Source organism: Mesorhizobium sp. M7A.F.Ca.CA.001.04.2.1 (assembly GCF_003998485.1).
GTDB lineage: Bacteria > Pseudomonadota > Alphaproteobacteria > Rhizobiales > Rhizobiaceae > Mesorhizobium > Mesorhizobium ciceri.
Map to the genome: position 1 here is coordinate 47768 of NZ_RZQT01000016.1, position 17962 is coordinate 65729.

At 62.2% G+C, this 17962-nt stretch carries 19 protein-coding genes; 5 read left to right on the plus strand and 14 right to left on the minus strand.

Features of this window, described 5'->3' with window-relative positions; genetic code table 11:
- Positions 1-12 precede the first annotated feature (12 nt).
- The 10 genes from glnT to EN955_RS07910 form a co-directional block, all read right to left on the minus strand.
- A complete protein-coding gene (gene glnT, locus EN955_RS07865) occupies positions 13-1320 on the minus strand; it encodes a type III glutamate--ammonia ligase (protein WP_024502590.1) in 1308 nt (435 codons plus the stop codon).
- Between the two features lie 61 nt (positions 1321-1381).
- Complete coding sequence (locus EN955_RS07870; protein ID WP_010914750.1) at positions 1382-2710, minus strand: glutamate synthase-related protein; 1329 nt, start codon at positions 2708-2710, stop codon at positions 1382-1384.
- A gap of 6 nt (positions 2711-2716) precedes the next feature.
- Positions 2717-3442, minus strand: coding sequence for a GXGXG domain-containing protein (locus EN955_RS07875; protein ID WP_013532905.1), 726 nt, complete (start codon positions 3440-3442; stop codon positions 2717-2719).
- A 4-nt stretch (positions 3443-3446) separates the two neighbouring features.
- Positions 3447-4343 (minus strand): glutamine amidotransferase family protein, encoded by an 897-nt coding sequence (locus tag EN955_RS07880; protein ID WP_024502591.1) that lies wholly within the window; start codon positions 4341-4343, stop codon positions 3447-3449.
- Between the two features lie 103 nt (positions 4344-4446).
- Positions 4447-4770 (minus strand): hypothetical protein, encoded by a 324-nt coding sequence (locus EN955_RS07885; RefSeq protein ID WP_024502592.1) that lies wholly within the window; start codon positions 4768-4770, stop codon positions 4447-4449.
- Positions 4767-5456 (minus strand): hypothetical protein, encoded by a 690-nt coding sequence (locus EN955_RS07890; protein WP_024502593.1) that lies wholly within the window; start codon positions 5454-5456, stop codon positions 4767-4769. The genes EN955_RS07885 and EN955_RS07890 overlap by 4 nt, the downstream gene beginning before the upstream one ends.
- Positions 5457-5501: 45 nt before the next feature.
- Positions 5502-6905, minus strand: coding sequence for an amino acid permease (locus tag EN955_RS07895; RefSeq protein ID WP_024502594.1), 1404 nt, complete (start codon positions 6903-6905; stop codon positions 5502-5504).
- Between the two features lie 14 nt (positions 6906-6919).
- Positions 6920-7081: a hypothetical protein gene (locus EN955_RS07900; RefSeq protein ID WP_013532900.1), complete on the minus strand. Its 162-nt coding sequence runs from the start codon at positions 7079-7081 to the stop codon at positions 6920-6922.
- A gap of 35 nt (positions 7082-7116) precedes the next feature.
- On the minus strand, positions 7117-7494 hold the full coding sequence (locus EN955_RS07905) for a hypothetical protein (RefSeq protein WP_013532899.1): 378 nt from the start codon (positions 7492-7494) through the stop codon (positions 7117-7119).
- Positions 7495-7506: 12 nt separating this feature from the next.
- A complete protein-coding gene (locus tag EN955_RS07910; protein WP_013532898.1) occupies positions 7507-7794 on the minus strand; it encodes a hypothetical protein in 288 nt (95 codons plus the stop codon).
- A gap of 286 nt (positions 7795-8080) precedes the next feature.
- On the opposite strand from EN955_RS07910, the gene EN955_RS07915 reads away from it, so the two are divergent.
- The 4 genes from EN955_RS07915 (at position 8081) to EN955_RS07930 (ending at position 11965) form a co-directional block, all read left to right on the plus strand.
- Positions 8081-9214: an aminomethyltransferase family protein gene (locus EN955_RS07915; RefSeq protein ID WP_024502595.1), complete on the plus strand. Its 1134-nt coding sequence runs from the start codon at positions 8081-8083 to the stop codon at positions 9212-9214.
- Positions 9215-9356: 142 nt separating this feature from the next.
- Positions 9357-9953, plus strand: a complete 597-nt coding sequence (locus EN955_RS07920) for a dimethylamine monooxygenase subunit DmmA family protein (protein WP_024502596.1) — start codon at positions 9357-9359, stop codon at positions 9951-9953.
- Positions 9950-10915: a PDR/VanB family oxidoreductase gene (locus tag EN955_RS07925; protein WP_013532895.1), complete on the plus strand. Its 966-nt coding sequence runs from the start codon at positions 9950-9952 to the stop codon at positions 10913-10915. Before EN955_RS07920 ends, EN955_RS07925 begins: the two co-directional genes overlap by 4 nt.
- Positions 10916-10924: 9 nt before the next feature.
- On the plus strand, positions 10925-11965 hold the full coding sequence (locus EN955_RS07930; protein ID WP_024502597.1) for a DUF3445 domain-containing protein: 1041 nt from the start codon (positions 10925-10927) through the stop codon (positions 11963-11965).
- A gap of 54 nt (positions 11966-12019) precedes the next feature.
- Here EN955_RS07930 and EN955_RS07935 read toward each other — a convergent pair whose 3' ends face one another.
- The gene (locus EN955_RS07935) at positions 12020-12736 is read right to left on the minus strand and encodes an XRE family transcriptional regulator (RefSeq protein WP_024502598.1); all 717 of its coding nucleotides are present in this window, start codon (positions 12734-12736) and stop codon (positions 12020-12022) included.
- A gap of 317 nt (positions 12737-13053) precedes the next feature.
- On the opposite strand from EN955_RS07935, the gene EN955_RS07940 reads away from it, so the two are divergent.
- Positions 13054-14412: an NAD(P)/FAD-dependent oxidoreductase gene (locus EN955_RS07940; protein WP_013532892.1), complete on the plus strand. Its 1359-nt coding sequence runs from the start codon at positions 13054-13056 to the stop codon at positions 14410-14412.
- 15 nt (positions 14413-14427) lie between these two features.
- On the opposite strand, the gene EN955_RS07945 is transcribed toward EN955_RS07940, so the two are convergent.
- From EN955_RS07945 to EN955_RS07955, 3 genes are read right to left on the minus strand one after another with little or no spacing between them, the layout of a single operon-like run.
- Positions 14428-14805, minus strand: coding sequence for a GFA family protein (locus tag EN955_RS07945; protein ID WP_024502599.1), 378 nt, complete (start codon positions 14803-14805; stop codon positions 14428-14430).
- 29 nt (positions 14806-14834) lie between these two features.
- Complete coding sequence (locus EN955_RS07950) at positions 14835-16817, minus strand: ABC transporter permease subunit (protein WP_024502600.1); 1983 nt, start codon at positions 16815-16817, stop codon at positions 14835-14837.
- Entirely contained in the window at positions 16814-17899 is a 1086-nt protein-coding gene (locus EN955_RS07955; RefSeq protein ID WP_024502601.1) for a glycine betaine/L-proline ABC transporter ATP-binding protein, read from the minus strand. Before EN955_RS07955 ends, EN955_RS07950 begins: the two co-directional genes overlap by 4 nt.
- Between the last annotated feature and the right edge of the window lie 63 nt (positions 17900-17962).

Here is a 17962-nt window from a genome sequence, read left to right on the forward strand (position 1 = left end):
TCGCGCTGGTGGTCAAATATCCAGCGTGTGGTCGCGCTCCCATTGCGTGAAGTGCGAAGCATAGGAATTCCATTCCTGGTGCTTCAGCTTTAGGTAGGCCGACGAGAATTCCTCACCCAGCGCCGCCTTGAGCGATTTGTCCTTGTCGAACTCGCGCAAGGCGTCAAGCAGGTTGAGCGGCAGTTTTGGCGCGCCCTTTACCGTATGGCCATGCTGGTACATGTCGATGTCGTAGCGCTTGCCAGGATCGGCCTTCGAGCGAATGCCGTCGAGGCCGGCGGCGATGATGACCGCTTGCAGGAGATAGGGATTGGCGGCGCCATCCGGCAGCCGCAGCTCGAAGCGGCCGGGGCCGGGCACCCGCACCATGTGGGTGCGGTTGTTGCCGGTCCAGGTCACCGTGTTCGGTGCCCAGGTCGCGCCCGAAATGGTGCGCGGCGCGTTGATGCGCTTGTAGGAATTCACCGTCGGGTTGGTGATCGCGGCCAGTGCGGAGGCATGTTTCATGATGCCGCCGAGGAAATTCCTGCCCTTGGCCGACAGGCCGAGCTCCATCGAATTGTCGGCGAAGACGTTGGTCTTGCCGGCCTTGTCCCAGACCGAGATATGCGCATGGCAGCCATTGCCGGTCAGGCCCTGGAAGGGCTTCGGCATGAAGGTCGCGCGCAGGCCATGCTTTTCCGCGATCGACTTGACCATGAATTTGAAGAACGAGTGCTTGTCGGCGGTGGCCAGCGCGTCGTCGAAGGCCCAGTTCATCTCGAACTGGCCGTTGGCGTCCTCATGGTCGTTCTGATAGGCGCCCCAGCCGAGCGCCAGCATGTGGTCGCAGATCTCGGCGATGACGTCGTAGCGGCGCATCACCGCTTGCTGGTCGTAGCAGGGTTTTGAGGCCGTGTCGTATTCGTCGGAGATCGTCTTGCCGTCAGGCGAGATCAGGAAGAACTCGGCCTCGACGCCGGTCTTGACATGCATGCCGTCGCTGGCGGCTTCCGCGATCAGCCGCTTCAGTGTGTTGCGCGGCGCCTGGTCGACCTCCTTGTCGTCCATGATGCAGTTGGCCGCGACCCAGGCAACCTCAGGCTTCCACGGCAGCTGGATCACCGAATCCGGATCCGGCACCGCAAGCATGTCGGGATGCGCCGGCGTCAGGTCCAGCCATGTGGCGAAACCGGCAAAGCCGGCGCCGTCCTTCTGCATGTCTGATATCGCCTGCGCCGGCACCAGCTTGGCACGCTGGCCACTGAACAGGTCAGTGTAGGAAATCATGAAATATTTGACGTTTTTCGCCCTTGCGAATTCAGCAAGATCAGTTGCCACGGTAGTTCCCCATTTTTATCGATTGTTGTTCCCGAGTATGCGGGAATCGGCCCTTCGTTGATCAGAAGCCGTTCTTCCCCGGTATCCAGTTGGTGCCGGCCAGCGGCACGCCGGCCATGGCGGCTGCCTCGATCGTCAGCGCGACCAGGTCCTCGGGTTCGAGATTGTGCAGGCTGTTCTTGCCGCACGCGCGGGCGATCGTTTGAGCCTCAAGGGTCATCACCTTGAGGTAGTTCGCCAGCCGGCGCCCGGCAGCCACCGGATCGACCCGCTTCATCAGTTCCGGATCCTGCGTGGTGATGCCGGCGGGGTCGCGCCCCTCGTGCCAATCGTCATAAGCGCCGGCGGTGGTGCCAAGCTCGTTGTACTCCGCCTCCCAGCGCGGATCGTTGTCGCCGAGCGCGACAAGGGCCGCCGTGCCGATCGAGACCGCGTCGACGCCGAGCGCCAGCGCCTTGGCGACATCGGCGCCGTTGCGAATGCCGCCGGAGACGATCAACTGCACCTTGCGGTGCATGCCGAGGTCCTGCAGCGCCTGCACGGCCGGCCTGATGCAGGCAAGCGTCGGCTGGCCGACATTTTCGATGAACACTTCCTGGGTGGCGGCGGTGCCGCCCTGCATGCCGTCGACGACAACGACATCGGCGCCGGCCTTCACGGCAAGCGCCGTGTCATAATAGGGGCGCGCGCCGCCGACCTTGACGTAGATCGGTTTTTCCCAGTCGGTGATTTCGCGCAATTCGAGGATCTTGATCTCGAGATCGTCGGGTCCGGTCCAGTCGGGATGGCGTGAGGCCGAGCGCTGGTCGATGCCTTTCGGCAGCGTGCGCATTTCGGCGACACGATCCGAAATCTTCTGGCCAAGCAGCATGCCGCCGCCGCCCGGCTTGGCACCTTGCCCGACGACGACCTCGATCGCATCGGCGCGGCGCAGATCGCGCAGGTTCATGCCGTAGCGCGAGGGCAGATATTGATAGACCAGTTGCTTGGAATGGCCGCGCTCCTCCTCGGTCATGCCGCCGTCGCCCGTCGTGGTCGAGGTGCCCGACAGGGTAGCGCCGCGTCCGAGCGCTTCCTTAGCGGGACCCGACAGCGAGCCGAAGCTCATGCCGGCAATGGTGATCGGAATCTTCAACTCGATCGGCTTCTTGGCATGGCGAGAGCCGAGCACGACCGATGTGTCGCAGCGCTCGCGATAGCCTTCGAGCGGGTAACGCGAGATCGAGGCGCCGAGGAACAGTAGGTCGTCGAAATGCGGCAGCTTGCGCTTGGCGCCGGCGCCACGGATGTCATAGATGCCGGTCGCCGCGGCACGGCGGATCTCGGAAAGCGTGTAGTCGTCGAAGGTCGCGGATTTGCGCGGCGTCGTCGGCGGGTTCCTGTAGGTCATGCTGCCTCAATACGCGTCGGCGTTGTCGATATTGAAATTATAGAGGGTACGCGCCGAGCCGTAGCGCTTGAACTCCGACGGCTTGACGCCGGTGACGCCGGCGCGGTCGAGCAGGCCCTGCAGCAATTCCAGATGCTCGGTCCGCATTTCCTTGGCGATGCAGTCGGCGCCGAGGCTGTCGACCTTGCCGCGCACGAAGAGCCGCGCCTCGTAGATGGAATCGCCGAGCGCATCGCCGGCATCGCCCAACACCACCAGATTGCCTGACTGCGCCATGAAGGCCGACATATGGCCGATATTTCCATGCACGACGATATCGATGCCCTTCATCGAAATGCCGCAGCGCGACGAGGCGTTGCCTTCGATGACCAGCAGGCCGCCCTTGCCGGTGGCGCCAGCATACTGGCTGGCGTCGCCTTTGATGGTGATCGAGCCCGACATCATGTTCTCGCCGACTCCAGGCCCTGCCGAGCCATGCACGGTAATGGTGCTGCCGGAATTCATGCCGCCGCAGTAATAGCCGACGCTGCCGCGCACATCGATGGCAACAGGCTGGTCGACGCCAACGGCCACCGAATGGCTGCCTTTCGGGTTCAGCACTTCCCATGCCGTTTCGTTCGAGCCGGGAGCCAGATTGTGCAGCGCCTGGTTGAGTTCGCGCAGCGACAACTGGTCGAGATCGAAGACCCGAGGGTCGTGTGCCGCGGTTTTTGAAAGCGTGGTTGCCGGCATGAACTCAATGCTCCCAGAAATAGACGGTTGCGGGCTCGGGTTCCCAGACCCTCGCATTGTCTATGCCGGGCAGTTTGGTCAGCGCGCGATATTCCGAGCCGAAGGCGACATATTGGTCGGTTTCGGCCATCACGGCTGGCTTGCAGGCAATCGGATCGCGCACCACGCCAAAGCCGTTCTTGGTGCCGACGACGAAGGTGAAGAAGCCGTCGAGGTCGGAGAGCGTGCCTTCCAGCGCCTCGCCGAGATTCTTGCCATGCGCCATCTGTGACGAGAGATAGGCGGCAGCAACCTCGGTGTCGTTCTCGGTTTCGAAGGTCATGCCTTCGCGGATCAGTTCGCGGCGGACATTGTTGTGGTTCGACAGCGAGCCATTGTGCACCAGGCACTGGTCGGCGCCGGTCGAGAACGGATGCGCGCCCATCGTCGTCACCGCCGATTCCGTCGCCATGCGGGTATGGCCGATGCCATGTGTGCCGGTCATCTTGCAGACATCGAAGCGATCGACGACTGCCTCGGGCAGGCCGACTTCCTTGTAGATCTCGACCACGTCGCCGGCGCCCATGATGCGGATGTCGGGGCGCAGCGCCTGGATGGTTTCGCGCGCTTCATCGATCTTGGCAGGCGTGGTCCTGACGACTGCATGGGTGGATTTCACCCCGATCGTCACCGGCGTGCCGATGGCCTTAGCGAGCTCCGCCTCGAGGCCGCGGAAATCGCGGTCGGGCTTGGCCGACTGGATGGTGATCTTGGCCTCATTCTTGGACGGCGCGCCATAGATGGCGATGCCGGCGCTATCGGGACCGCGATCGCTGAGCGAAATCAGCATCTGCGACAGCATCGCGCCAAGCTGGGGTTCCAGCGACTTGTCCTTCAAAAACAGTCCGACAATTCCACACATGTCAGCCTCCCGACGTTTTGTAGCTAAGAGATCGTTTGCACTCTGAAATGATGTATCGAATGAGGTCCGCAAATTCAATCGTATGAAAAAAATATTCCTCTAATTACCTATGCGTCTCAATGCTGCTCTGCCCACTATCGTTGCCTTGCCGGGCGTTGTGAACCCATTTGGCGGTGCGGATGCGGGCGAGCTTGTAGGCGTCCAGGATCGATAAAGCATAGATCAGGAAGCCGCCGGCGTGACGGCCGACGAAGCTGGCATCGGGCGGCGCGATCTTGGCCGTCACCCATGCCAGGATCACCATGAAGAAAAGGAATTGAAGGCCGCGCACCGGCACGCCCAGAATGACGTGCCCGCTTCCCGGCAGCACGATTGCGGCGCCGAGAACCAGATAGGGATTGGTGGGTGCAGTGGCGGAACTGGTCATGCGGCCTGCCGTTCGCTTTTGTTGATCGCGTCGCGAAGCGCCGACACCGACATCAGCAGCCTTTCGATCAGCGCGGGATCGAGTGCGGCGTCGCCGAATTCGGCCTGCCGGAAAACGCCATAGCGCGCCCGCTCGGCTTCGGCCAGAAGCCAGACGATGCGTATACCCTTGGGCGTGATCAGCAGTTCCTTGGCGCGCCCTTCGGAAAAGATCTCGATATGGCTGGCGATCAGGCCTTGCGGAAAGCGCGCCGCCCTGCGGTCGGTGCGCAGCACCGACTCGGCGGGAAATCCCGGAGCCTTGGGCAGCGTATGCTCGAGATGATCGAAATTGGAGAAGGTCGTCGGCGAGCCCGGCCGCATCATCATGTCGAAGGTGGCTGGTACCGCGACCTCTTCGGTGATCGAAACACTGAGCCAGCGCGCCGGCAGTTTGCGCGTCGCCAGCGTATCGACGATGGTGCGCACCTGGACACGTTTGCTGTTCCAGGATCCTTCCCAGGTGATGACGCCGGCGGTGCCATCCGAAACATTGGCAGCATCGGCGATGATTGTGCGGATGCGGTCCTGCTCGACGGCGAGCGCCATCGATGCCCTGCTGCGGCTGGCACGCGCTTGCCAGGCAAGGTGGAGAACGACAACCAGGACAATGGCCCCGGCCAGCAGTGCTGATGTCAGATCGGACATTTTCTCATGCCAGGCCCGCCCGGGATCCGGACGGGCCTACTCCCATCAATAACCCTGCGGCTTTGGCCACGGCATGGTGAACTGGTCGCCGCGCCGCACGAATTTGTAACGGTAGAAGTGGAACCACAGCGAGATCAGGAAGTAGAAGGCGACCATGGCGATCAGCTGCGAGCCGAAGCCGAGGAAGATGGCGAAGAAGGTCACCACGCACAGGCAGAACAGCACCATGGCCGGGATCGGATGGAAGGGGTGGGTGTAGCCTCGGCGGATCGAGCCCAACGGCCACTTCTTGCGGAACATGATGATGTTGATGCTCATGAACGTGTATTGCAGCACCCCCGACAGGATCGAAAAGGTGATCGCCTGGTTGAGGTCGGCGATGAAGGCGAAGGCCAGCGCGATCGGCAGCAGGAACAGGATCGAGCGATAGGGCGTGCGATATTTCGGATGCACGGCCGAGAACCATGTCGGCAGATAGCGGTCACGGCCGAGCGAGAACCAGGCGCGCGCCGCATCGTTGATGCAGCCATTGGCCGACGCCAGCGCCGCCAGCAGCGTGGCGACGAACAACAGGTTCTCGAGCAGCGGGCTGCCGGTCAGCTTGCCGGCGTCCCACAGTGGATAGTAGGTGATGCCGAGATATTCCCAAGGCATCAGGGAGGCGCAGACATACCAGGTCATGGCCGCCGCGATCAAAAGCGTGATCATGCCGGCCATGGTGCCGTAAGGCAGCGAGCGGGCCGGGGAGCGCACTTCCTCGGCGGCCTGTGTGGTGCCTTCGATGCCGAGATAGTACCATATGCCGAACTGGAAGGCGGCGATGACGCCGATCCAGCCATAGGGAAGCGCATTGCCTGGGGTGACCAGTTCGTTCAGCTTCAGCACCGCGCCTTGCGTCCACGGGCTGACCGAAAAGAACAGGATGACGATCGAGATATAGGCGATCGCGGTGATGACGAAGTTGACGTTGAGCGTCATCAGCACGCCGCGATAGTTCAGCCACGCCAGCACGACGATGGTCGCGGCGATGAAGGAATTGTGGGTGAGCCCTTCGACGCCGGCCTTGGCGACGATGGTGTCGCCGAGCAGGATAGCGTCGGACACTTCGAGCATCGTGTAGGCAAAGACCAGGAACAGCGCGACGTTGAACGCCATCAGCGGTCCGACGATGTGCTTTGCCTGCGCATACTGGCCGCCGGCGGCGGCCACGGTCGATGTCACCTCGGAATCGATCATCGCGACCGAGGTGTAGAGCAATCCGACGACCCAGCAGACGATCAGCGCGGCCAGCGCGCCACCCTTGTCCGCCGAGAAATTCCAGCCGGTGAATTCGCCGACCAGGACGATGCCGACGCCGAGCGCCCAGACATGGGCCGGTCCGAGCACGCGCAGGAGTGAAACTCTGTCCCCTTGGACAGCCGGGGCAGCCGGTTCAAGTGCGATCGTCATTGTTCAATCCTCACTCAGATCCGGTGTTTTTCGGAAGTGGCTTCCAGTTCGCCTTCGCGCGAGGAGGTCAGCACCTCTTCGGAGAAGGTCGTGTCGACCTTGAACCAGTCGTAGAGCATCCACAAAGCGAGCACGATCGAGATGCCCCAGCATGCGTAAGAGAGTGCCACCCACATGATCGTGTCCCCGAATTAAATCGTCCTCAGAACTCTTACTTGTCGTCGAATTTTTCGTTGATGACGTCGCGATATTCGCGGTCGGATGCGCGAAACAGGAAGACGAAATAGCCTATCAGCACCGCAGCCATTATGATCAGCGTCGGCCAGTCGATGACATAGTGGAAGCGGTTCTGGATGATGTCGTGCGCGGTCTCGGGCGTGTAGCCGAGCTTTTCCCAGATCGAGGCCATGGTCGGGTTCTGGCCGAGCGCTTCCCACGTCTTGGCGTCGAGCGCGTCGATGGATTTCGCCGCACCGGCGAGGCCCAGTTTCAGCGGCAGCCACAGCGCCACGAAAATGGCGACGACGACGACGGCGATGTCGAAAACCTGCCCGGCCTTGCTCTGCTCCGGCGGCGTGTAGCGGGACATTTCTTCTACCCCTCAGGACTTGCGGTTGCGGAATGCGTCGGCGTTCTTGATGTCGAGCCCGTAGATGAATTCCTTGTCTTCCTTGTAGTGCTTGACCATCGCCAGGATGGCGGCCGTGTTGAAGATCAGCACGGCGGCGGCGGCGATCGCGACCACGGCCTTGATGCCGCTGTGCGGGATGTAGGGCCATGTCATGAGCAGGACGAAGAGGATCGTCGCCCACAGGCAGACGATCAGGAGCGCGGATCCGCGCACGTCGGAGCGGTACAGCGCTTCGATGCGCTGTTGCATGTCTGACATCGGTTTTCCCCTTTTTCCAACGCCAGGCCCCGAATTGGCCGGCCGCTGCCCTCTTTCAAGAGAGTGAAATTTTTTTCATAAATTGAGTCCGAATCCCGCAATTGTCAAGCGCGATTTACGTGAGGTTAACTGTTTGCTTTGCGCGGTGGATTTTGCCTGACAATGAAATTAATTGCTTATGGGTATTGCGGCGTCCTGGCGTTTGCGATCAATATTCGGTCAAAGCTCCCGCCACTGCGCAGGGGGCAGGGAACAGCAGAGCATTATCGAAACGGAGGACGAGCGGATGACGGCATCCTGGAGATTTTCGACCCTGGCGGATCGCCACCGAGCGCTCGGTTCGAAGCTCGAAGACTGGAGCGGCATGGGAACCGCCTGGACCTACGACAAGGATGCCGACGAGGAGTACATCGCCATCCGCACCAAGGCTGGCCTGATGGATGTCTCCGGCCTCAAGAAGGTGCACATCACCGGGCCGCATGCTTCACACCTGATCGACCTGGCGACGACGCGCGACGTCGAAAAGATCTACCCCGGCAAGTCGGCCTATGCCTGCATGCTGAACGAGGCGGGAAAATTCACCGACGATTGCATCCTCTACCGCACCGGCCCCAATGCCTGGATGGTCGTACATGGTTCGGGCACCGGCCATGAGGAGTTGCAGCGTGCTTCGGTAGGGCGCGACGTATCGCTGCGTTTCGACGACAATCTGCACGATCTGTCGCTGCAGGGGCCAACCGCCGTCGACTATCTGGCCACGCATGTGCCGGGGATTCGCGACCTCAACTATTTCCATCATATGCAGACGCAACTGTTCGGCTTGCCCGTCATGATCTCGCGCACCGGCTATACCGGCGAGCGCGGCTACGAAATCTTCTGCCGCGGCCAGGATGCCGGCACGATCTGGGACAGGATCCTCGACGAGGGCAAGAGCGCCGGCATCATTCCGTGCCGCTTCACCACCCTCGACATGCTGCGGGTGGAAAGCTATTTGCTGTTCTACCCCTACGACAATTCGCAGAAATACCCGTTCGAGAACGAAGGACCCGGCGACACGCTGTGGGAGCTCGGCCTCGACTTCACCGTCAGCCCCGGAAAGACCGGCTTTCGCGGCGCCGAGGAGCATTATCGCCTCAAGGGTAAGGAGCGCTTCAAGATCTACGGCGTTCTGCTCGACGGCAAGGAGCCGGCCGATGAGGGTGCGCCGGTCTATCGCGACGGCAAGAAGGTGGGCGTGGTGACCTGCGCCATGTATTCGCCGCTGGTCGAGAAATCGATGGGCATCGCCCGCCTCGACGTAGACTGCGCGGTCAAGGACACCAAGCTCGAAATCCGCAACAGGAGCGGCGCCATCAAGGCCACCGCCCAGCCATTGCCATTCGACGATCCCAAGAAGACCAAGCGCACGGCGAAAGGTTGAGGCATAGTCGACGGCGAGGGGTTCGAGCAATTCCAGGAAAAGTGTGAAACGGTTTTCCGTCCGGAATTGCGTCAAAGCAAAGAGATAGAGCGGTCCGCCGTTTCTATGAAACGGTGAAGCGCTCGAAGGCACGAAGACTTAAATGGCAGCCAAAAGCATCATCAGCCGGCCTGTTTACGGAACCTTGTCTCCGCAGCCCGGCAAGCATCATCTTTTTATCGCGGATGCGGAAGGGGCGCTGGCGATAGCGGAGATGGCCGGGAGGGCGCCGCCCGGGTTTTTCGACGACGCCGAAATCGTCTTCATTCCCGGGCCTGACGGCAAACACACCGCAGCCCTCGAAGCGCTGAGACCGGTGCAGTTTCATCTGTCGCCATCCTTCGCCAGCCTGCTGCCACGGCTTAGGCAGACACTGGCAAATGCGCATATGGGCCTGCGCCTCTATCTCGCCGGCACTGAGGGCCTGATCGGCCAGGCGATGCAGGTGGCGCTTGAAGCCGGCATCGACCACACTTCGATCCAGACCGAGCACCGCGGTTCGCTGGCGCGGCGCATGCAATGCGTCCACTGCAAGGGCATCACCGAGAATGTGACGACGCAGCCGGCGACCTGCGCGCATTGCGGCCTGCTGCTTCTGGTGCGCGATCATTATTCCAGGCGCATCGCGGCGTTCCAGGGCGTCTGCATCAACGCCGAGGATCGCAGCGAGATTCCTCCGATGGAGGAGGTTTTCCGATGAGCACCGGAACCACAAAACTCGATGTCGTGGTCAGCGACGTCGTCCCGGTCAACGACCTCGTCACCCGCTTCCATTTCCGCCGGCGCGACGGCGAGTTGCTGCCGACCTTTTCCGGCGGCGCCCATGTCGTGGTCGAGATGCGCGACGGCGAACGCACCAGGCTCAACCCCTATTCGCTGATGGGCTCGCCGCTCGACACGCGCGAATACACGATCTCGGTGCGCCGCGACGATGTCGGCCGCGGCGGCTCGCTGTTCATGCACCGGAACGTCAAGCCCGGCATGGAGATGGTGGTCAGCTATCCCGTCAATCTGTTCTCGCTCGACCTGCGCGCCAAAAAACATCTGATGCTGGCCGGCGGCATCGGCATCACGCCGTTCATGGCGCAGACCGCTCAGCTTGCGGCGGAAGGCGGCAATTTCGAACTGCACTACACCTGCCGCACCGCATCGCTCGGCACCTATGCCGATGTGCTGCGCGAGCGCTACGACCGCCGGGTCAGGCTCTATCATGACGACCTTGACGAGCGCATCGAACTCGACCGGCTGCTGTCGACGCAGCCGCTCGGCACGCATCTCTATGTCTGCGGCCCGGCCGGCATGATCAACTGGGTGCGTGATCGCGCGGCAAGCCTCGGTTGGCCATCGGAAACCGTGCATTTCGAGCATTTCGCGGCCCCCCAGCCTGGCCTGCCTTTCGACGTGACGCTTGCCGTCAGCGGCAAGACGATCCGCGTCGATGAGCAGCAGAGCCTGCTGGAAGCGATCGAAGCGGCCGGCGTCGATCCGCCCTATCTCTGCCGCGGCGGCGTCTGCGGCCAGTGCGAAACCAACGTCATCTCTTGCGACGGCAAGTTCATCCACAACGACCACTGGCTGAGCGAGGAAGAGCACCGTTCGGGCAAGAAGATCATGCCGTGCGTGTCGCGCTTCGAGGGCCGGTCGCTGGTCCTGGAGCGCTAGGAGGAAATCATGGGCATCACCTTTCGCAAGGAAACGTTCCGCGACGACTTCACCTTCAGGAACAGCCCTGAGCACATCAGGCGCTTCCCGTTTCCGTTCCACGAAGACGCCTACATGTATGCGGTCAACATCGAGCCGCATGTCGTCGGCCCCAAGGGCAGCGTGCTGGAAAACCTGATCGACGTCGACGAGCACTATGTCGCCGAGATGCAGGACCGCGCGCTGGTGCTGGCCGAGGACCCGCTGCGCTGCCAGTCGCTGCCGCACATGACGCTGGCCGGTTGGGACTTGCTGGAACTGCTGATGGAGCAGCAGGCGCTGGGCTATCCCGAGCATTTCACGCTGACCCGCGACGGCGACCGCTGGCGCTGGATCAACCGGCCGCTCGGCATCGATGACACCTTCACCTTCGGCGACACCTCGACGCTGCCTTACGGCCCGATGGAGTACATCACCCGCCAGAGCCAGGGCGACTTCTGCATCCTCGACCAGCGCGACGGCAATCTGTGGATGGATGCCGGCATGGTCACCACCCAAGCCGACTGGTCGCTCGATTTCGACATCGGCATGAACTTTTTCGAATGGCACGCGCCGGTGCCGCTGGCGCATGAGAAGGGGATTTTTGTCAGGGCGCTGAAATTCCTCACCAACATCCAGCAAGGCAAGCCGGCCAGGCGCCTGAACTGGACGATGACCATCAATCCGCGCCTCGACACCAGCCCCGAAAACTATCACAAATGGGGTCCGGACCGGGCTACGGTGACGCCGGAGAATGTCGGCGACAAAGTGCATCTGCGCGTCGAGCTGCAGAGTTTTTGGCGCCTGCCGCGCTCGAACGGCATCGTCTTTCCGATCCGCTGCTATCTGATCAAGATGGATGAGCTGGTGACGCAACCAAAATGGGCCCGGCGCCTGCACCGTGTCATCCGCGACCTACCCGACGAACTCGCCAACTACAAGGGCCTGACCCGATATAGGTCAACGTTGGTCGAGTGGCTGTCGAAGCTCGACGACGGCAGCCCGACGAGCCCTGGGTTCGGGCCGGATTGAGCGACGCCCGCGAAGCTGCCGATCTCCCCCTCGTGGGGGGAGATCGAGTCCCGCTCAACCCGCGCTCTGCGGATAGCAGATAATCGACAAATACCGCATCGGCAGTTTCGTCAGCTGTTCCGGCCCGTGCGGCGCGTCGGCGTCGAAGAACAGGCTGTCGCCGGGCTTCATCGGGTAGAGATTGCTGCCGTGCCGGTAAACGACCTCGCCCTCGAGCATATAGAGGAACTCCATGCCCTCATGCTGGAAGGTCGGAAACACGTCGGAATCCTCGGTCAGCGTGATCAAATAGGGCTCGACGACGACGCCGCTGGTATTGGAGCCGATATGGCCGAGCAGATTGTACTGGTGACCGGCGCGCGTGCCGCGGCGCTCGACATCGAGGCCTTGGCCGGCCTTGACGAAAACGGCGCTGCGCTCTTCCTCGAAGCGGCGGAAGAAGGCGGTGACCGGGACGCCGAGCGCCCGCGACAGCGCCTGCAAGGTGGTCAGTGACGGCGAGGTGATGCCATTCTCGATCTTCGACAGCATGCCCAGCGAAATGTCGGTGGCGACCGCCAGATCGGCGACGGTGATGCCGAGCTTCTTGCGGAAGGCGCGCACCTCGCGGCCGATCGCCACCTCCAGCACCTTTTCGCGCGTGTCGCGAATGGCATGCGGGTTCTGCGTCAGCGGCGCGCGGATGGTTTTCCCGTCGGCCGAGACCTTTGGCTGCGGCTTGGCCTTTGCACCGGCTGGACCAGCGTTGGAATCGGAAACCTTCTTCGCCATGTCGCCCCCGGCACTCCTGCGGATTTATTTGACTCTAGGTGAACATGTCAGGTGCCGATACAGCAGCGCAACTGCGACGGCAAGTCGCCTGAAAGCGCATGCGCACGATCCGGCGTTTGGCCGCGTCCGGTTTTTTGCGGGAAATCCACATCGGCGGAACGTTGTTTCCGCACCGGGCTGTTGACAGCACGAAAGGGCCAATTACTGTCCCTGTGAGTGAAATTTGTTTCGTAAGAGCAATTCCGGGAAAGCGCATAGCGCTTTCCCCTTGGGAGTTGCGTCAAGGCAAAAGTCGAAACCAGATCGGGAGGCCTGCCATGAAAAGTCGCGTTGCCGTCATCGGAGCCGGCCCATCCGGCCTGGCACAGCTCAGGGCCTTCAAATCGGCGGCCGACAAGGGCGCCGACATTCCCGAGATCGTCTGCTTCGAAAAGCAGTCGGACTGGGGCGGCCTGTGGAACTACACCTGGCGCACCGGTCTCGACGAGCATGGCGATCCGGTGCACGGTTCCATGTATCGCTATCTCTGGTCGAACGGACCAAAGGAATGCCTGGAATTCGCCGACTATACTTTCGAGGAGCACTTCGGCCGGCCGATCGGCTCCTATCCGCCGCGCGCCGTGCTGTGGGACTACATCAAGGGCCGCGTCGAGAAATCAGGCCTGCGCAAATGGGTGCGCTTCAACAGCCCGGTGCGCATGGTGACGTTTTCGGACGAGACGAAGAAATTCACCGTCACCGCGCATGACCGCACCAACGACGTCACTTATTCCGAAGAGTTCGACAATGTCGTCGTCGCCTCCGGGCATTTCTCGGTGCCCAACGTGCCCTATTTCGAGGGTTTCTCCACCTTCAATGGCCGCATCCTGCACAGCCATGATTTCCGCGACGCGATGGAGTTCAAGGGCAAGGATATCCTGATCATCGGCCGCTCCTATTCGGCCGAGGACATCGGCTCGCAATGCTACAAATACGGCGCCAAATCCATCACCTCCAGCTACCGCTCGAAGCCGATGGGTTTCAAATGGCCGGAGAATTGGAAAGAGGTGCCGCTGCTGCAGAAGGTCGTCGGCAAAACCGCGCATTTCAAGGATGGCACGACCAAGGATGTCGACGCCATCATCCTGTGCACCGGGTACCTGCATTCCTTCCCCTTCCTGACCGACGATCTGAAGCTCAAGACAGCCAACCGCATGTGGCCGCTCGATCTCTATGAAGGCGTCGTCTGGGAGAAGAACCCACAGCTTTCCTATATCGGCATGCAGGATCAGTTCTACACCTTCAATATGTTCGACGCGCAGGCCTGGTTTGCCCGCGACGTCATCATGGGCCGCATCAAGCTGCCCTCGGCCGAGGCGATGGCCGCTCACGGCGCGAAGTGGCGCGCGCGTGAGGAAACGCTGGAAGACGCCGAGCAGATGATCTGGTTCCAGGGCGACTACACCAAGGAATTGATGGACCAGACCGATTATCCCGGTTTCGACGTCGAGGCGGTCAACCAGACCTTCATGGAATGGGAACACCACAAGGGCGAAGACATTATGAGCTTCCGCGACCACGCCTACCGCTCGCTGATGACCGGCACCATGGCGCCGCTGCATCATACGCCGTGGCTGCAGGCGCTCGATGATTCGATGGAGAGCTATCTCGAGGTGAAGGGCGTTGCGGCGGAATAACGAGTGGGCTTGCCGTCAGGCAGGCGCCTCGACCCAGCCGTGGCGACTCTCGCCATAAACAGACTGCGTCGGCGCCGGAAATGCCGGGTCTCCGAAGCAGCCGACTGCGACGGCTACCGCTGCGGGTCTGCGTGACGGATACCAGAAGACCGTCGAGCCGCACGTTCCGCAGAAATGGAAGGTGACGGGAAAGCCGCTGTCGGAATCGCGTTGGAATGTCTGGAATGAGCCGCTGATCTCGGTCTCGGCGGCATCGAAGAAAGCGGCGATCCCGAACGGACTGCCGGTCCGCCGCTGACAGTCCAGGCAATGGCAAAGCGAGACCTTGGCCGGCTCTTGCGGGCAGCGGATCTGCAATTGGCCGCAGGTGCAGTGAGCGATCCGGCCAGTCATCATTCTCTCCTGTATCGGGGCGGCTAATCCTAACCCAGCCTTGCGCGCGCCTTCGCCGTCCAGGCGCTGAACAGCCGGTCGGCGACGATGCCGATGAAGGCGATGGCGAGACCGGCGACGATGCCGCGGCCGGAATCGGCTTTGGACAGTGCGATGAACACTTCCTGACCGAGATCGCGGGTGCCGACCATGGCGCAGATTATGATCATTGCCAGCGCCATCAGGATCGTCTGGTTGACGCCCAGCATGATTTCCGGCAGCGCCAGCGGCAGTTGCACGCGAAAGAAGGTCTGGCGCGGCGTGCAGCCCGACACCTTGGCCGCCTCGATCAGCGCCGGCGGCACCTGCCTGATGCCGTGATTGGTGTAGCGGATCGCCGGCACCACGGCGAAGGCGATCGTCGCGATCATCGCGGTGACGTCGCCGACCCGAAACAGCATCACCACCGGGATGATGAAGCAGAAGGATGGCAGCACCTGCAGCGTATCGATGACCGGCGTGACGATCTTCTCGAACCGGTCGCTGCGCGAAGCCATCAGCCCGATCGGGATGCCGATCAGGCAGGCGATGAAGGCCGAAATACCGCAGAGATAGACCGTCGCCATGGTCTTTTCCCACAGGCCGGTGATGGCGCAGAAGGCGGTCAGCGCGGCGACGAGGACGGCGAGACGCAGGCCGGAGAGTTGATAGCCGGCAAGGCCGAGCAGGAAGACAGCGCCGAGCCACGGAAAGCCCTCGCAAAAGGCGCGCAGCGGGTTCAGCAGATTGAGGATGAGCGCCACGCGAAACGCTTCGATCGTGTCGAAGAAATTGATGGTCACCCAGTTCACCGCCGCCTTCCACAGCGGCGCCGTGGTGAAAGTGATCGCTTTCGGCACCACTGCCAAGGCCGGCACGAACAGGCCGAACAGTGTTGTCACGACAAGGATGGCGATGGCCAGCGTCAGGTTGGGGTAGCGCCGCCAGAGGCTCGGGCTTACCTCCTGATGGACATGGCCCTTTGCTTGGCTGTGCGCGATGGCCTGGCTCAGCCGGTCGAGTGCGATGGCGAGTGCCACAATGGCAAGGCCGGCTTCCATCGCCTCGCCGACCTTCAGCGCGCGTAGCGCCAGGAGCACGTCGTAGCCGAGGCCGCCGGCACCGATCATCGAAGCGATGATCACCATGTTCAGCGCCAGCATGATGACCTGGTTGACGCCGACCATCAGTGTCGGCCGCGCCGACGGCAGCAGCACCCGCCACAGTTTCTGCCGCGCCGTGCAGCCGGCCATTTCGCTGAAATCGTCGATCTCCGACGGCACCCGCGACAGGCCGAGCATCGTTGCTCGCACCATCGGCGGGGTGGCGAAGATGGCGGTTGCGATCATCGCCGAGACCGGGCTGTTGCCGAACAGCAGCAGCATTGGGATGAGATAGGCGAAGGTCGGGATCGTCTGCATCAGGTCGAGGGCAGGGGAGACGATGAGCCTTTCGGCCCACGGCTTGCGCCACGCCCAGATGCCGGCGAACAGCCCGGTGACGATGCAGAACGGCACGGCGATGGAGATCAGCCCAAGCGTCAGCATGGCGCTGGTCCATTGGCCGAACAGCGCGATATAGAGAAAGCAGCCGCCGACCAGCAGGCCGAGCTTTCTGCCGCCGGCTGCATGCCCGGCGATGAAGGCGGCAGCGCAGACGCCGACCCAGGACAGGCGCGGCAGGACATAGGCGTCAGCGCCGTGGCCGATCTTGAAATTCTTGGCCAGCAGATTGAGCGCGAAATCGAGCGGAACGCCGAGCACCGCGGTGATCGAGCGGGTGAGCCACGACAGGTTCGACTTGATCCAGCGCATCAGCGCGCTGACCCAATCGGCGACCGGCACGACGGCGCTGGCCGGATAATTGACCGCCCAGGGCAGGCGGTCTTGCAACAGGAACACGACAAGCACGGCCGCGAGTGCCACCGCCCAGACGAGCAGCCAGACCTGAACCGGGCGCGACCGCGTTTCGCCGGCGCTTGCCGTCACCGTCATGTGCCGGCTCCGGAACGCTCAATGCCGGCCAGCAGATCGATCACCGCTTGCGGCGTCACCTCGCCGATCGGTTTGCCGGTGCCGTTGACCACCGCGAACGGCTTGTTGGCGGCAACGATGCTGGCGGAAAAGCTGGATATCTTGGCCTCCGGCGCCACCGTTCCGCCGTGCTCCGAGCCGTCGCAGGCCTGCATCAGGCTGCGTGCCGAGATCACCTTGGCGCGGTCGACGTCGCGGGTGAACTCGGCGACGTAGTCGGTCGCCGGATTGACCACCAGTTCCTCCGGCGTGCCGATCTGGATGACCTCGCCATCCTTCATGATGGCGATGCGGTCGGCCAGCCGGATGGCCTCGTCGAAATCATGGGTGATGAAGACGATGGTCTTGTGCAGCATCATCTGCAGCCGCATCAGCTCGTCCTGCATCTCGCGGCGGATCAGCGGATCGAGCGCCGAGAACGGCTCGTCGAGGAACCAGATTTCCGGTTTTGTCGCCAGGCTGCGGGCGATGCCGACACGCTGCTGCTGACCGCCGGACAGTTCGCGCGGATAGAAATGCTCGCGACCCCTTAAGCCGACAAGCTCGATGACCTCGCGCGCCCTTGCTTCGCGTGTCGCCCGGTCCTGCCCCTGGATGCTGAGCGGGAAGGCGATGTTCTCCAGCACGTTGAGATGCGGCAACAGCGCAAAATTTTGGAACACCATGCCCATGCGGTGTCGTCGCAATTCGATGAGTGCTGCATCGGAGATTTTCAGCAGGTCATTGCCCTCGAATTCGACCTTGCCGTGGGTCGGCTCGACCAGCCTCGACATGCAGCGCACCAGCGTCGACTTGCCGGAGCCCGACAGGCCCATGATGATGAAAATCTCGCCCTGGCGGATTTCAAGGTCGACGGCGCGCACCGCGCCGACCAGCCCGGCAGCCGTGACGTCGGCCATGCTGGCCTTGCCGTCACGTTCACGGATGAAATTGGCCGCGTTCGATCCGAACAATTTCCAGACATTGCGGCAGGCAAGCTTTACCGGACGGGCGTCTTTTGGCGCGCCCGCCGTGTTTGGCTCCTGTTCAGTCCTGTCCGTCATTCGAACGTCCCTCTGGAATATCAACAAGTGAGGCCCGGCTGGTCAGCAGCCGGGTCTCATTTT

What these genes read in the sequence shown, in the direction of transcription:
- EN955_RS07905 (WP_013532899.1), bottom strand. Translation starts at nt 7,494, where the DNA reads ATGTCCCGCTACACGCCGCCGGAGCAGAGCAAGGCCGGGCAGGTTTTC.
- EN955_RS07915 (WP_024502595.1), top strand. Translation starts at nt 8,081, where the DNA reads ATGACGGCATCCTGGAGATTTTCGACCCTGGCGGATCGCCACCGAGCG.
- EN955_RS07950 (WP_024502600.1), bottom strand. Translation starts at nt 16,817, where the DNA reads ATGACGGTGACGGCAAGCGCCGGCGAAACGCGGTCGCGCCCGGTTCAG.
- EN955_RS07900 (WP_013532900.1), bottom strand. Translation starts at nt 7,081, where the DNA reads ATGTGGGTGGCACTCTCTTACGCATGCTGGGGCATCTCGATCGTGCTC.
- EN955_RS07910 (WP_013532898.1), bottom strand. Translation starts at nt 7,794, where the DNA reads ATGTCAGACATGCAACAGCGCATCGAAGCGCTGTACCGCTCCGACGTG.
- EN955_RS07920 (WP_024502596.1), top strand. Translation starts at nt 9,357, where the DNA reads ATGGCAGCCAAAAGCATCATCAGCCGGCCTGTTTACGGAACCTTGTCT.
- EN955_RS07875 (WP_013532905.1), bottom strand. Translation starts at nt 3,442, where the DNA reads ATGCCGGCAACCACGCTTTCAAAAACCGCGGCACACGACCCTCGGGTC.
- EN955_RS07940 (WP_013532892.1), top strand. Translation starts at nt 13,054, where the DNA reads ATGAAAAGTCGCGTTGCCGTCATCGGAGCCGGCCCATCCGGCCTGGCA.
- EN955_RS07955 (WP_024502601.1), bottom strand. Translation starts at nt 17,899, where the DNA reads ATGACGGACAGGACTGAACAGGAGCCAAACACGGCGGGCGCGCCAAAA.
- EN955_RS07925 (WP_013532895.1), top strand. Translation starts at nt 9,950, where the DNA reads ATGAGCACCGGAACCACAAAACTCGATGTCGTGGTCAGCGACGTCGTC.
- EN955_RS07895 (WP_024502594.1), bottom strand. Translation starts at nt 6,905, where the DNA reads ATGACGATCGCACTTGAACCGGCTGCCCCGGCTGTCCAAGGGGACAGA.
- EN955_RS07945 (WP_024502599.1), bottom strand. Translation starts at nt 14,805, where the DNA reads ATGACTGGCCGGATCGCTCACTGCACCTGCGGCCAATTGCAGATCCGC.
- EN955_RS07880 (WP_024502591.1), bottom strand. Translation starts at nt 4,343, where the DNA reads ATGTGTGGAATTGTCGGACTGTTTTTGAAGGACAAGTCGCTGGAACCC.
- EN955_RS07870 (WP_010914750.1), bottom strand. Translation starts at nt 2,710, where the DNA reads ATGACCTACAGGAACCCGCCGACGACGCCGCGCAAATCCGCGACCTTC.
- EN955_RS07885 (WP_024502592.1), bottom strand. Translation starts at nt 4,770, where the DNA reads ATGACCAGTTCCGCCACTGCACCCACCAATCCCTATCTGGTTCTCGGC.
- EN955_RS07935 (WP_024502598.1), bottom strand. Translation starts at nt 12,736, where the DNA reads ATGGCGAAGAAGGTTTCCGATTCCAACGCTGGTCCAGCCGGTGCAAAG.
- EN955_RS07890 (WP_024502593.1), bottom strand. Translation starts at nt 5,456, where the DNA reads ATGTCCGATCTGACATCAGCACTGCTGGCCGGGGCCATTGTCCTGGTT.
- EN955_RS07930 (WP_024502597.1), top strand. Translation starts at nt 10,925, where the DNA reads ATGGGCATCACCTTTCGCAAGGAAACGTTCCGCGACGACTTCACCTTC.